Source organism: Enterococcus sp. AZ156, assembly GCF_051714165.1.
In the GTDB taxonomy this organism is placed as follows: Bacteria; Bacillota; Bacilli; order Lactobacillales; family Enterococcaceae; genus Enterococcus_B; species Enterococcus_B pernyi.
Genome location: NZ_JBIORI010000001.1, coordinates 1,089,571 through 1,103,006, shown reverse-complemented (window position 1 = coordinate 1,103,006; position 13,436 = coordinate 1,089,571). Strand labels below are relative to the sequence as shown.

The 13,436-nt window shown below is 37.3% G+C and carries 14 protein-coding genes and 1 pseudogene; 5 read left to right on the top strand and 10 right to left on the bottom strand.

Annotation, left to right across the window (positions count from 1 at the left end; genetic code table 11):
• Window positions 1-189: 189 nt before the first annotated feature.
• The gene (gene cls, locus IGJ95_RS05335; protein ID WP_010735811.1) at window positions 190-1,641 is read left to right on the top strand and encodes a cardiolipin synthase; all 1,452 of its coding nucleotides are present in this window, start codon (window positions 190-192) and stop codon (window positions 1,639-1,641) included.
• A 114-nt stretch (window positions 1,642-1,755) separates the two neighbouring features.
• On the opposite strand, the gene thiD is transcribed toward cls, so the two are convergent.
• The 3 genes from thiD to IGJ95_RS05320 form a co-directional block, all read right to left on the bottom strand.
• Entirely contained in the window at window positions 1,756-2,571 is an 816-nt protein-coding gene (gene thiD / locus IGJ95_RS05330) for a bifunctional hydroxymethylpyrimidine kinase/phosphomethylpyrimidine kinase (RefSeq protein WP_062805421.1), read from the bottom strand.
• Window positions 2,572-2,720: 149 nt separating this feature from the next.
• Window positions 2,721-3,161, bottom strand: coding sequence for a universal stress protein (locus tag IGJ95_RS05325; RefSeq protein ID WP_010735813.1), 441 nt, complete (start codon window positions 3,159-3,161; stop codon window positions 2,721-2,723).
• 195 nt (window positions 3,162-3,356) lie between these two features.
• Window positions 3,357-4,754 carry a glycoside hydrolase family 1 protein gene (locus IGJ95_RS05320; protein WP_023519448.1) on the bottom strand — a complete coding sequence of 466 codons (1,398 nt, stop codon included), beginning with the start codon at window positions 4,752-4,754 and terminating at the stop codon, window positions 3,357-3,359.
• Between the two features lie 153 nt (window positions 4,755-4,907).
• On the opposite strand from IGJ95_RS05320, the gene celB reads away from it, so the two are divergent.
• From celB to IGJ95_RS05300, 4 genes are all read left to right on the top strand, one after another.
• Complete coding sequence (celB, locus tag IGJ95_RS05315) at window positions 4,908-6,179, top strand: PTS cellobiose transporter subunit IIC (RefSeq protein WP_010735815.1); 1,272 nt, start codon at window positions 4,908-4,910, stop codon at window positions 6,177-6,179.
• A 303-nt stretch (window positions 6,180-6,482) separates the two neighbouring features.
• Entirely contained in the window at window positions 6,483-7,205 is a 723-nt protein-coding gene (locus IGJ95_RS05310; protein WP_023519447.1) for a GntR family transcriptional regulator, read from the top strand.
• A gap of 251 nt (window positions 7,206-7,456) precedes the next feature.
• Window positions 7,457-8,434, top strand: a complete 978-nt coding sequence (locus IGJ95_RS05305; RefSeq protein WP_023519446.1) for a ring-cleaving dioxygenase — start codon at window positions 7,457-7,459, stop codon at window positions 8,432-8,434.
• 20 nt (window positions 8,435-8,454) lie between these two features.
• Window positions 8,455-9,057 (top strand): alpha/beta hydrolase, encoded by a 603-nt coding sequence (locus tag IGJ95_RS05300; RefSeq protein WP_153830369.1) that lies wholly within the window; start codon window positions 8,455-8,457, stop codon window positions 9,055-9,057.
• A gap of 207 nt (window positions 9,058-9,264) precedes the next feature.
• Here IGJ95_RS05300 and IGJ95_RS05295 read toward each other — a convergent pair whose 3' ends face one another.
• The 7 genes and pseudogenes from IGJ95_RS05295 to IGJ95_RS05265 all read right to left on the bottom strand — a co-directional run bounded on the left by IGJ95_RS05295 (window position 9,265) and on the right by IGJ95_RS05265 (window position 13,241).
• Complete coding sequence (locus IGJ95_RS05295; protein ID WP_010735819.1) at window positions 9,265-9,528, bottom strand: hypothetical protein; 264 nt, start codon at window positions 9,526-9,528, stop codon at window positions 9,265-9,267.
• A 372-nt stretch (window positions 9,529-9,900) separates the two neighbouring features.
• A complete protein-coding gene (locus IGJ95_RS05290) occupies window positions 9,901-10,206 on the bottom strand; it encodes a hypothetical protein (protein WP_023519445.1) in 306 nt (101 codons plus the stop codon).
• Window positions 10,207-10,215: 9 nt separating this feature from the next.
• Window positions 10,216-11,476: pseudogene (locus IGJ95_RS05285) on the bottom strand (lipase).
• On the bottom strand, window positions 11,473-11,880 hold the full coding sequence (locus IGJ95_RS05280) for a hypothetical protein (protein WP_041684184.1): 408 nt from the start codon (window positions 11,878-11,880) through the stop codon (window positions 11,473-11,475). The pseudogene IGJ95_RS05285 and the gene IGJ95_RS05280 overlap by 4 nt, the downstream one beginning before the upstream one ends.
• A 272-nt stretch (window positions 11,881-12,152) precedes the next feature.
• On the bottom strand, window positions 12,153-12,560 hold the full coding sequence (locus IGJ95_RS05275) for a hypothetical protein (protein WP_096081458.1): 408 nt from the start codon (window positions 12,558-12,560) through the stop codon (window positions 12,153-12,155).
• Entirely contained in the window at window positions 12,541-12,837 is a 297-nt protein-coding gene (locus IGJ95_RS05270) for a hypothetical protein (protein WP_194928341.1), read from the bottom strand. Before IGJ95_RS05270 ends, IGJ95_RS05275 begins: the two co-directional genes overlap by 20 nt.
• Window positions 12,834-13,241, bottom strand: coding sequence for a hypothetical protein (locus IGJ95_RS05265; protein ID WP_096081457.1), 408 nt, complete (start codon window positions 13,239-13,241; stop codon window positions 12,834-12,836). Before IGJ95_RS05265 ends, IGJ95_RS05270 begins: the two co-directional genes overlap by 4 nt.
• Between the last annotated feature and the right edge of the window lie 195 nt (window positions 13,242-13,436).

The window sequence follows — 13,436 nt, the reverse complement described above, 5'->3', positions numbered from 1 at the left end:
TGTTGTCGGTTACTCCCCTAAGGAGATATTCAACTGTACATTTATCCTACATGATTTGTTTTTAAATTGCAACAACTTTCGCTTATCCTCTTGATATTTTCAAAATATTTCCACCTTTGTTTTCTTGTGAATATGCTTCTCCCCTTTCTCATGCTATACTAGTGTTATTATATAAAGGAGGATTCACTCGTGGTAGGAAGCATTATTACTTTTTTATATGTATTGAACGCACTTATTGCTCTTGTAACTATCTTGATCAAACCTCGTGACGTCGCAGCAATCTGGGCATGGTTACTTGTTTTATTTGCTTTACCTGGTTTTGGTTTTATTCTCTACCTTTTCTTTGGCCGTGGTTTGACCGACAAGAAAAAATTCTATCTGCGTCAGAGTGATTTAACAGAACTGGAAAATTTCCAGGATTTCAAGGGGGATACCTTGGAACATTATGATCCCATCATCCAAAATGAAGATCATCAGCATTTCGTTGATTTCTTTTCATCCTTGAATCAAATGCCACTCACACGAAAAAATGCCGTCACTTTACTGACAGACGGTCAAGAAAAATTAACAGCCGTCCTGAAAGATATCGAAGCAGCTGAGCATTCGATCCATATCGAATATTATGCCTTCGTTACTGACAACATCGGCCAACAAATCTTGAAAGTATTGGAAAAAAAAGCAGCGGAAGGTGTCGAAGTCCGTTTACTCTATGATGCCTTTGGCTCCCATGGCACAAAAACAAAAGATTTTAAAAAGTTAGTCGAAAATGGTGGTCATGTCCACACGTTCATCACTTCCCAGCGGGCACTTCTACGCTTTCGTCTGAATTATCATGATCATCGAAAAATCATTGTTGTTGATGGCAAGATTGGATACACAGGTGGTTTCAACATCGCCGATCAATATGTCAACCACACCAAAAAATTTGGCTATTGGCGAGATACGCATATTCGTATTTATGGGGCCGCTGCCTCTTTATTACAGCTTCGCTTTTTGATGGATTGGAATGTCTCTGTTCCAGATCAAAAAAAAGTCGGCTATCATTTAGATTATTTCTTTAAAGCAGAGAAAGAAGATCAGGATCAACTATACCAAACATCGATCCAACTTGTATCTAGCGGACCGAACAATGAACGGGAACAGATAAAGTTATCCTTTATCAAGCTGATCAGTTCAGCAAAAAAACGTGTATGGATCCAAACACCTTATTTAGTACCTGATGAGAGTGTGATTGCTGCGTTAAAAATCGCTGCCGCTTCTGGCGTAGAGGTGAAAATCATGATCCCTAACAAACCAGATCATCCTTTCATCTACCGAGCAACTCAGTACTACGCTCGCCAATTGATCAAAGAAAATGTACAGATCTTAGTTTATGAAAATGGCTTTTTACATGCGAAAACATTGATCATGGACGACGAAATCTGCATAGTCGGATCAGCTAACCAAGATATTCGTAGCTATCGTTTGAATTTTGAAAGTAGTGCAATCATTTATGATCCAGCTTTCTTGCAACAACTAGCCGACCAATTTGTACTTGATGAACAAGCAAGCAATCCGATGACTACTGAAACAGTCAAAGAAATGTCAAATTGGTTGTTGTTCAAACAACAAATCTCCAGACTATTCTCACCGATTTTGTAACCCAAAATTGTTAGAAGAACAATAAATGATAAGCTGGCTTACTCAAACTATTTTGAGCAAGCCAGCTTATTTTTTTAGTCCATAGTATGAATCGTTCAAACAGGTATGGCGTTCTTAGTCGATCGTACTTGCCGCCCAATGATTGATTGGGCCATATTTATGTCCAATAAAAAGTTCTTCTTTGATTGCTTGATTGACATATTGTTTCGCAATACGGATGGCTGCTTCCACCGTTTCTCCTTTTGCTAATTCAGCAGCAATACACGCAGATAAAGAATCACCTGTTCCATTGATGCGATCTGTTGCATAAAATGGTGCTTCTAACCAAAATGTTTTTCCTGAAGCTAAACGAACATAATCCCTCACTGTTTGTTGATTGGAATCACTAGTATGATGTCCTTTGATCAAAACATTTTTGGGTCCCAGCTCTTGGAGGATCTTAGCCGCTTTTTCATAATCTTCTTCTGTTCTCAATTTGAGACCAGTCAGTTTTTCTGCTTCATAAAAATTAGGAGTCACTACTTCTGCCAATGGCAGTAATGCTGTTTTTAATGTAGTCAATGCTTCTTCTTCCAATAATTGATTGCCATGTTTCGTCATGATGACTGGATCAACTACCAAGGGACCGAAATCATACCTTTGAATATTTTTGACCACGGTATTGATCAATGTCGCATCTGCTAGCATCCCAGTCTTTGCTGCTTTGACTTGGTAATCATCTGCAAGCAGTTCAAATTCTTTATCGATAAAATCCGTAGGTAACGGAACACTTGCACCGATTCCATAAGAATTTCCAGCGACACAAGCAGTCAAAACAGATACCCCATAGACCTTTCTTGTAAAAAACGTATGCAAGTCTGCTTGCATCCCTGCACTTCCATCGCTATCTGATCCAGCGATCGTCATTACTTGGACATATTGTTGTTCCATTTCATCCATCTCCTATTTGAAATACGTTTGTCTTGTTTATCCTACCGCATTTTCTGCTGAAAAACAAAAAAGGATGCGCAATGAATCATGCAGCATCCTCAAAAACGGATAAATTATATGTTAAAAGTAAATAGTTCGAACAACATCTTCTATTTTACTACTAATACATTGCATTTCGCGTGATTTACCACATAAGAAGTCGTTGAACCAACCAATGCACGTTCAACGGCGTTTAACCCAGTCGCCCCCATGACGATCAAGTCAATTGGCTCTTCTGACTCGTTGAAGTTTGCGATCAATGTTTTAGGATAACCGTATAACACATATGTTTTAATATCCGTCAAACCTTTTTCGATCGCTAGATTTTGATGTTCCTTCATTTGTTTGTCTGCCACTTCATCTAACTCTTCTTGTAAACTTGTTGTGACAAAAGCAAAGTCACCAAAATAATTCCCTGACACCTCATTTACATACAAGATGTGTAATTTTGCTTGATTTCGTTTTGCTGTTGCGATTGCTTCAATAAATGCTTTTTCTGATTTTTCTGAACCGTCGATTGCTACTAAAATATTTTTATACGTGTCTACCATTGAAACCGCCTCCTTCTTTTCTTTTAGTGTAGCACGATTAGAAACGAAGAACAATTCTTATGGATATGGTTCAAAAGCCCATGGCTCCAACAGAAAAAATAAGGCAGAAAATCTAATTTTTAGATTCACCGCCTTATTTCAAAATAATTTATCCCATTCATTTAGTTATAAAATACTTGTTTTTTAAGCCATTAATTAAGCGTCAAAACCATTATTTGTTGCTACTTCTTTAAACCAGTGTCCTGATTTTTTGATCGTCCGTTTCCCATCTTGATCTAGATCGACTGCGATAAAGCCATAACGGTTTTTATACGCATTTGTCCATGACCAGTTATCCATACATGTCCACATATGATACCCTAAACAATTTGTTCCTTCTTGAATGGCTTGATGCACATATTTCAAATGATCTGTCACAAACTCGATACGATAATCATCTTCGATCATGCCTTGTTCATTTACGTAGCGCTCTTCCCCTTCGACACCCATGCCATTTTCAGAGATAAAGCATTTGATATTGCCATAATTTTCTCTCGTATTCGTCAAGATATCATAGATACCTTTCTCATAAATTTCCCAACCACGATAAGGATTCATTTTTTTATTCGGCATATCGTAGTTATCGAAATAATCATCTGGTAACGGCGCACGATCTTTGTCGATCGGTGTTTCTTTCGCTTTGATCCGTCGTGGTTGATAGTAATTGATTCCTAATAGATCCACTTTATTTTCTTGGATGATCGTCAAATCGCCTTCTTCCATAACAGGCATGATATCCAATTCTTTGACGATATCGATCAACTCTTGTGGAAATTCACCTTTTATTGCTGGATCAAGGAATGAGCGATTGAAAAAGGCGTCCGCAATCGCCGCAGCTTTCACATCGGCCGCATTATTTTCGTCACGTGGATAACTTGGAGTCAAATTCAGGATAATACCGATCTCCCCATCTTGTCCTGTTTCATGGTAGATCTGAATCGCCTTCGCACTTGCCAAGTTTTCGTGGAAACCCACTTGAACTGCTTCTTTGAAGTCCACATGATTTGGATAGTGGAACTGATAAAGATAGCCACCTTCTACAGGAACGATCGGCTCATTGTGCGTAAACCATTTCTTCACAAGATCTCCGAATAGCTCAAAACATGTTTTGGCATACTCAGCATAAGCATCAACAGTCTCTCTTGCTAACCAGCCACCTTTTTCTTGTAAAGGCATCGGCATATCAAAATGGAAGAGATTGACGAAGGGTTCAATACCATTTTCAATCAATTCTTCAAAATACGTACGATAGAAAGTGACTGCTTGCTCATTTACTTTCCCTGTACCATTAGGAAGCAAACGACTCCACTGGATCGATGTTCGGAACGTATTATGACCAGTAGCTTTCATCAATGCGACATCCTCTTTATACTTCGTGTAGACTTGAGAAGTCTTGCTTGGTCCTACTTGATTGAAAAACTTCTCAGGCTCCAAGTCGTACCAATGATCCCAAATATTTTCTCCTTTTCCATCTCCTGCTACACGTCCTTCTGTTTGTGGTCCACTAGCAGCTGAACCCCACCAAAAATTTTCTGGAAATACATAGTTTGTCATGTTTAGTCCCTCACTTATTTTTCTTTTGATAACGTAATCATACCAAACCTTAAAAATAAATCAATACTTTTTAAATAAATGACTAGACATTTAACTAAAATGAAGTTATACTCATTTTGTAATCGATTGCAAATTTAAATAGAGGTGAATAGAATGAACGGTTTTATGGATAAACTTGCTCAGAAAATCATGCCTTTAGCGAACCTACTAGGGCAAAATCGTTACTTGACAGTGTTACGGGATGCATTTATGTTGTCGTTTCCTTTAACAATGTTCGGATCGATTGTTGTCGTTTTCAATAACTTACCTTTCTTTAGTGATGCGACTAAAGGAACGTTGTCTAGCTTATTTGGAAATGGACAAAATGCAACAATGAGTATCATGTCTGTCTTTGTTACTTTTGGTATTGGCTATTATTTATCTAAATCATATGATGTAGAAGGTATTTTTGGAGGGGCTGTCTCATTCGCCAGCTTCTTGATCTTAACACCTTTCGTCATGACAACTGTTGGTGGCGAAGAAGTATCAGGTGTGTTGACTCTTGATCGCTTAGGTGCAAAAGGAATGTTCATCGGTATGATCGCAGCTTTCATCGCAGGTGAAATCTATTGCCGAATCACTAAACGTGGTTGGCAAATCAAAATGCCTGCAAGCGTACCACCAGCTGTGACGAAATCATTTGCTGCGTTGATCCCAGCAGTGGTTACTTTAACTGTCTTCTTGATCATCAATGCAGTGATGACTGGTGTCTTCCACGCAAACTTGCATGATGTGGTTTACGAAGTTATCCAAAAACCATTGACTGGTTTAGGAAGTAGTTTACCTGCAACTTTAATTGCTTTGTTCTTTGTACAATTCTTATGGTTCTTTGGTCTTCATGGTCAAATCATTGTCAACTCTGTGATGGACCCGATTTGGAACACACTAATGCTTGATAACTTAGAGGCATATCAAAATGGTCAAGAATTGCCACACATCATCACAAAACCATTTATGGAAACATTCACTGTCGGAATCGGTGGCTCAGGTATGACTTTAGCAGTTGTACTATTGATGGCCTTTGTTTTGAAGAAAAAACAATATCGTGATGTCGGTCGTTTAGCTCTTGCACCAGGAATCTTCAACGTGAATGAACCAGCAATTTTTGGTTTACCGATCGTATTGAACGCAACTATTTTGATTCCTTGGGTTGTCGCACCATTAGTTGTAACAACGTTCAACTACCTTGTAATGGCAGCAGGTATCGTACCAGCGCCAACTGGTGTCTCCGTTCCATGGACAGTGCCAATCATCGCGAGTGGTGTCTTAGCCACAAACTCATGGTTAGGTGGCTTACTCCAAGTGATCGATTTTGTGATCGTTGCAGTTATCTGGTATCCATTCTTGATGATCTTAGATAAACAACCTGATTTGGATGTTGTTTGATCCTATACTAAAGGAATGTAGTATTTGAAGTTGAAATAAACATATTCACGAACAATAATCAAAGAAGCATCCACGAAAATTTGCTCGTTGCATTTTCATGGGTGCTTCTTTAAGTTTTGAAACATACATAAATTGGTATTTTATTGATCGCAATGAGCAACTGTCCTCTATAAAACATCAGTCAGCTATTTCCTGTACCAAAATTAAAAAGTAAATTCTCTGATAAAGCTATCCGCGCTTCTCATGCTTTTATTGGTTGTCGGCGCTATGATCTTTCGTTATACTCAAAGTGAGGTGAAAAACGTGCCAAAATATGAAGAAATCGCAAATGTCCTAAGAGATCGAATTCGTTCAAAAAAATATCCACCAAATAGTTTTTTACCAAATCAGGTGGATCTAGTCGAAGAATTCAACGCTAGTCGAATGACGATCAAAAAAGCCATCAACATCTTAGCCATGGAAGGACTCGTTTATTCCCAAAGAGGGTCTGGAACTAAGATTTTAAGCCATCCTTATTTAAACAAAGATACTTCTCCAGCTAATGAATACGAAGGATTAAGTTTACAAATGAAACGCCGACAACGCTCGCTGACAAGTCAGATCATTCAATTCGATGTTGAGTTTCCTAATGCTTTTATTCAAGAACGCTTGATGATCGATGCGGAACAGCCTGTGTATAATATTCATCGCCTACGTATCTTAGATGATGAACCGTATATTCTAGAACATACTTTTATGCCAGTTCAACTTGTTCCAGGATTAAAGAAAGAGCATCTCCTATCATCGATCTATGATTATTTGCACAAAGAACTCAATGTCCATTTTGCCGGAGCCTATCGCGCGATCTCAGCAGATAAAAGCTCTGCATTTGATCAACAATATTTGAATTGTGCAGAGACCGATCCAGTTCTTGAAGTCCAGCAAGTAGTCTATCTAAAAGATGGTCAACCCATCGAGTATTCCTCAAGCCGCAATCGCTTTGATGTCCGCAATTATTCACTGTTGGATGTCCGTGGAAATCAATAAGCATTCTGACTTTTCCTATCGTCATTTCATCTAAGCAACGTCTACGATCTTACTATCGTGAGCGTTGCTTTTTTATATCGTCTTAGCTGACTACACCTCTTCCTCTCATTAAATCGAGTGAACAATATTCCAGAAGCAACCTCTCTTTCAACTAGCAAGACATATTTATTGCAAAATTTTTGGTGACGCCCTATACTAACTTTAATAACATTCACTTACTTTTTGTAAGTTAAAAGAAAAGAGGATAAATTATGGATACAACAATCAGAGGCGTCCACCATGTGACAGCAATGACATCTAGCGCAACAAAAATCTATCGCTTCTTTACAGACATTTTAGGCATGCGTTTGATCAAAAAGACAGTGAATCAAGATGATATTGAAACTTACCACTTATATTTCACCGACGAACATGGCTCTGCCGGTACAGATATGACCTTTTTTGATTTTCCCAACCAGCCAAAAGGAACGAAAGGAACGGATACGATCGCACGTACGTCTTTTCGTGTCCCTTCCGATACAGCATTAGAGTATTGGTTGGCTCGCTTTGAAAAATACCAAATCACTCATTCTGAGATCAAAGAACGTTTTGGTAAGAAATATCTTGAATTTGAAGATTTCGATGAACAAGCGTATCAATTGATTTCGGATGAAAAAAATAGCGGCGTTCCTGCGGGTGTTCCTTGGAAAAACAGTAGTATACCGACAGACGTGGCAATCACTGGACTTGGTCCGGTCATCGTACGTGTGAGTGATCTTGAGCCGATCCGAACAGTATTGCTGGCCTTACTCGGTTTTAAAGAAACCGAACAAGTGGATGATTTTTATTTGTTTGAAGTTAGTGCTGGTGGAAACGGCGCTAGTATCATCGTCGAACATCGTGCCGATCTACCCAAGGCCATCGAAGGGTACGGCAATGTCCATCACCTCGCTTTACGTGTCGCTGATCATGAAGCACTACAGTTTTGGATCAATAAAATTAGTCAAACGTCCCTCCCTAGCTCTGGATTTGTTGATCGCTTTTACTTTGAATCTGAGTATTTCTTAGCTTCTACTCATGTCTTATTTGAATTAGCCACCGATGGCCCTGGATTCTTTGGAGATGAACCCGCTGAAACAGCTGGAGAGATCCTTGCTTTGCCACCATTATTAGAAGCAAAAAGAAAAGAAATCGAAGCGTATGTTCGACCTTTTGACACGCGTGATGCAAACCAAAAACGGGTAGATTAACGACGACAGGAGTGAGTCATTTGAAGTATCTTTATAGACAAGGAAAAGCAACACAAAAAAAATTAATTCTACTTCATGGAACTGGCGGCGACGAACACTCACTTTTGGAAATTGCAGAGTTTCTTGCACCTGAAAGTACGCTTTTATCCTTTAGGGGGAATATCAACGAGCAAGGCTTGAATCGTTTTTTCAAAAGAAACGGCTTGAACCAATTCGACTATGACAGTTTAGCTGAAGAATCTACAAAACTATATAATAAAATCAAGGAAATCAGTCACTTACAGGATATCCCATTAACTGATTGGATCGTTGTTGGTTTTTCAAACGGAGCAAATATTGCCGCTCATATCATGTTGGCTCAACAGACAGAACTAAAAAAAGGGCTCTTCTTTCACCCGATGTCCTTAGATGACTATCAGGAAAAATCAGAACTCCCTGACACTTCTGTCTGGTTATCCTTTGGCGAAGGAGATCCAATCGTTTCTAATACTTCATTTAGTTATTTAGTTCGCGAATTTGATTCACGAGGCGCCAAAGTAACAACACAAATCACAGATCAAGGACATCAATTGACAATGGATGAGTTGACCCATGCCAAGCAATGGCTTGATACTTTAGACTAATGCATAGCGTGTTTTTTGAAACGAAATCCATCATCCAACATCGAAAAAGAACTTGGGAAAACAAATCGTTTTCTCAAGTTCTTTTTTACATTTTAACTCCACTTGTTGGACGAGGTAGCTTGCAGTTCGGATAAATCAATTATAAAAAGAAACACAGAGTGAACAGCCCGCCAAACTAACACTTATTATTCTCATGATAACACTGATTTATTCAAACACTTTCAATTCTTTTTCTTGTTCATCGAATACTTCTATTACCTTTTTGGCAAATCCTCCTTTTAAAGAATTTTCTAACTGATCACGACTACTAGAAAATGAATTTTCCGCTTCCTTTACCGCATCCTTATGGGTTTTATCCGTCGTTTTCTTTTCTGCCGCTAAATTTCCCTGCATGGCAATTCCCACAGTTTGGACATTCCATCGCTCTAAAGTTTTTCTTAATTCATTTAACAAATCTTCTAATTCATCCATGACTTCTCGTTGCCAAAAATCTATAATTAGTTCCTCAAGATAAAGTTATCTAACATCTAATTTATAGAGATTATATATTTTGACAAACTAGTTTCCTCCTTATCTACCTCTTATTTTTGAGAGACTTTACGCTATAACCAACGAAAGCGCTCCTCAATCATTCTTAAATTCCTCTTTTGATTGATACATTTTTATAGACTAATCTATATGAGACAATTGCCAAATATAGAAAATTCGAATTTCAAAACTCCACTTTCATTGAGTAAAGCAGAATGAACTTTTAGTATAATTTCTCCTCAACCACAAGCTACGCATTATTGATCCATTTAAAATGACATGTGGGTATGTTTTTATGTAATTATTGCTCTTTTATCACTGATTTAACTTTCGATAAGCCGCTTGATACTCTCGTTCTAAATCATCAAATCGTTGATGTAACTGACGTCGTTCTGAATTTAATGCTGTCTTATATTGTTCTTCTGCAATTTGATATTGTTTCCTTGCTCTCATCAGTGGTTCGTTATCACGGGCTAAACCATTTAGACTTCGCCTTAACAGTTGTTCAGATTGTTCAACTACTTCTTCTCCTTTTCGGTTGAAATATCGCAACAAGTCTTCCTCTTCTTCTAGTTTGATTCGTTTTCTCTGATAGTCTGCTTGCAACTCTTCAATCGTCATTTTCTTCCCTCATCCCTTTAGTTGATTGGCTAATTCTTGATCTCGTGCGACTAAATCATCGATTTTATTTTTGATTTCTTTCGCCAATTCGTCATAGCGTTCGCCTTTTCGTCTGGCCTTTTCGTCTGGCTTTTTGGATTCTTTGTTGACACTTTTCCTTTGGCGTCATTACGTGTGTTTCCCATGTCACGCCAACAGATGCCAATGTTTCTTTTACTTCCCAAGCAGTCAAAGAAGGTGCAGCATGTTCCGCTCTTCGTAGCTCTTCTGCCCAATTCATTTCGATTCGTTCAATACTACTCTGATTGATTCGAATGACTTTTTCCATTGCACTTTTAGTCTTTCGTCCCATTGTTTCTACAACTACCTTTGTTTGACTATGATTCAAATAAATTCGCTCATTCGCTGATAAATGTCCTCCACTCGCAGTAAACTTCTCACGCCATTTTTTCAACGTTCCCAAATGACTTGAGAAATCACTCATTGCTTTATGTTTTTCCTGTTGTATACTTGCTTTCGTATTATAGTCGTTCTCTGGAATGATCAGATTTCCGTATTTATCAAACCTCCAAATATCTAAACCATGATAATCAAACGGATTCATTAACCCCATTTCCATGCTTATTTTTATTTCTGCGCCTGTTCCATCTCCCATGAGATTGCCAAGCAATTCATCCCCACGATTACGATAATTCGTCAACATCCCCGGATTTTCCTTTATCCATTTTTTGGATTCTGGAGATAATAGTTCGTAAGGATCTGGTCCATTGAACCCAACATTTTTCCATTGGTTTTCAGCTGCGACATACAAGGCTAGATACTGTCCTAATGAATGTCCAGTTGTAGAAATTTCGGCATCTTTATACTCATTCTTTACCTCTTTCGCAAACTCAGTAGCTGACGTCAATTGCCCTGAAACACGTGCTTGACTAGGTGTCATAGAAAAACCCGGACTAACTGTTTTATCAAAAAAACCACCAATCGTTCGTATATCTGTTTCTATATCCTTAAAATCTGATGTATTTGTTCCTGCATAAGAAATCACTACTTGGGAAGTATCAACATTCCCTTTTTCATCCAGCGGAGCAACTGCCATAGCTTGCATGCCATCTGTTTTAGAGTTTTCTTTAAGTTTTAGTATTTTGAATGTAGTCCCGCTAAATTTCCGTATTTCTCCTTCTTTTAAAGTAGGATCATAGTAAAGATGGTTAGGGTCTATTCTATACACTACTTCATTTAATTTGTTATAATTTTTATCTGTAATTTTCATACATAGTCCACCTTACCATTTGAATGAATTATTTTGACTTTATTTTTTGTAATTCCTTCAATCTGTACACTGCTATTTTCTATTCCGTAATCCCCCATTTTTCGGCTATGCTTTCCAAATCCATACGAAAAATAAACAGATTGGTCTTTGATATTCTTCATAGTCACAAGCATTCTATATGAACCTGTCATATTGTTATAAGCTGTATCCTCAATTTTCACTTCTACAATATCCGCAAATGTATTTTTCAAAGCTTGGACCGATTCTTTTTCTGCGATCAATAATTCTTGTGCTTTTCTTTCTTCTCTCTTATCCATATATACTTTCCCTCCAATTACGATTATTACCAAACTGATTATTACTGTGATACCTATTAACAGTTGTTTATTCATTCGTTTTTTCATTTTCTATATCCTTAATATCTGATGTATTTGTTCCTGCATAAGAAATCACTAATTGGGAAGTATCAACGTTCCCTTTTTCATCCAACGAAGCGACTGCCATAGCTTGCATGCCATCTGTTTTAGAGTTTTCTTTGAGTTTTAGTATTTTGAATTTATAACCTTCAACAACTTTTATAGAACCTTCTTTATATGTGGAATCATATTTCTTTTTATCATTCGGATCTATCCAATAAACTCTATCATTAAAATTTTATATTGTTCATCTGTATTGCTCAAAGTATTTCCTCCTCTCCATTTGTATAAATTATTTTGATTTTTTCATTAGTTATCCCTACTTTTTGAACCTCTTCATTTTCTAATCCATAATCCCCTATATCATCATTTTCTTTCCAAAAACCATATGAAAAATAAACTGATTGTCCTTTGGTGTTTTTCATTGTTACAAACAATCCATAAGAACCCGTCATATCATTTTTAGCAGAACGTTCAAATTTAACCTCTGCAATATCCGCAAATGTATTTTTTAATACTTGGACCGATTGCTTCTCGACTGCTAACAATTCTTGCGCTTTTCGTTCTTCTCTCTTATCCATATATACTTTCCCTCCAATTACAATTATTACCAAACTAAGCATTACTGTGATACTTATTAACAGTTGTTTATTCGTTCGTTTTTTCATTTTCTATATCCTTAATATCTGATGTATTTGTTCCTGCATAAGAAATCACTAATTGGGAAGTATCAACGTTCCCTTTTTCGTCCAACGGAGCAACTGCCACAGCTTGCATGCCATCTGTTTTAGAGTTTTCTTTGAGTTTTAGTATTTTGAATTCGGTACCATTAAAGTCGCGTATAGCTCCTTCTTTTAAGCTAGAATCATATTTCTTTTTATTGTTAGGATCTGTCCAATAAACGACATCACTATAAGTTTGATAATCTTGGTCTGTAATTGTCAAATCTCTTCTTCCTCCTCACTAGTATAAATCACCCTTATTTTATTTTTAGTAATACCTTTTATTTGTATTGCTCTATCCTCGACACCAAGTTCCCCTAACTTATTAGATTCTTTCCAAAATCCATACGAAAAATAAACTGATTGTCCTTTTAGATTTTTCATTGTTACAAATAATCTATACGAACCAGTCATGTCATTTTTAGCAGAACCTTCAAATTTTATCTCTGCAATATCCGCAAATGTATTTTTTAATACTCGTACCGATTGTTTCTCTACTGCTAACAATTCTTGCGCTTTTCTTTCTTCCCTGTTATCCATGTATACTTTCCCGCCGATTCCAATCATTACCAAACTGATCAGCACTGCCATACCTATTACAAGTTGTTTGTTTGTTCGGTTTCTCATCTATCCCTCTTTTCCTTTCAAAAATAAAGTTTCGCTTCTCTATTTAATAGATACGTCAAAGACAATCAAAAAACGAAAAACTGAGAAACATCCTCTAAACAATTTATCAGCTACTTCTCCATCAAAATAAATCGTTATTTAATAGTTGCTCATTTTTGGGAAATCCAAAATCAATGCGGTTGATTCATCTTTATA

Excerpts from the sequence above, each read along its gene's own strand:
- thiD (WP_062805421.1), bottom strand. The coding sequence starts at position 2,571 with ATGGAACAACAATATGTCCAAGTAATGACGATCGCTGGATCAGATAGC.
- IGJ95_RS05325 (WP_010735813.1), bottom strand. The coding sequence starts at position 3,161 with ATGGTAGACACGTATAAAAATATTTTAGTAGCAATCGACGGTTCAGAA.
- IGJ95_RS05320 (WP_023519448.1), bottom strand. The coding sequence starts at position 4,754 with ATGACAAACTATGTATTTCCAGAAAATTTTTGGTGGGGTTCAGCTGCT.
- celB (WP_010735815.1), top strand. The coding sequence starts at position 4,908 with ATGAACGGTTTTATGGATAAACTTGCTCAGAAAATCATGCCTTTAGCG.
- IGJ95_RS05305 (WP_023519446.1), top strand. The coding sequence starts at position 7,457 with ATGGATACAACAATCAGAGGCGTCCACCATGTGACAGCAATGACATCT.
- IGJ95_RS05295 (WP_010735819.1), bottom strand. The coding sequence starts at position 9,528 with ATGGATGAATTAGAAGATTTGTTAAATGAATTAAGAAAAACTTTAGAG.
- IGJ95_RS05290 (WP_023519445.1), bottom strand. The coding sequence starts at position 10,206 with ATGACGATTGAAGAGTTGCAAGCAGACTATCAGAGAAAACGAATCAAA.
- IGJ95_RS05280 (WP_041684184.1), bottom strand. The coding sequence starts at position 11,880 with ATGAAAAAACGAATGAATAAACAACTGTTAATAGGTATCACAGTAATA.
- IGJ95_RS05275 (WP_096081458.1), bottom strand. The coding sequence starts at position 12,560 with ATGAAAAAACGAACGAATAAACAACTGTTAATAAGTATCACAGTAATG.
- IGJ95_RS05265 (WP_096081457.1), bottom strand. The coding sequence starts at position 13,241 with ATGAGAAACCGAACAAACAAACAACTTGTAATAGGTATGGCAGTGCTG.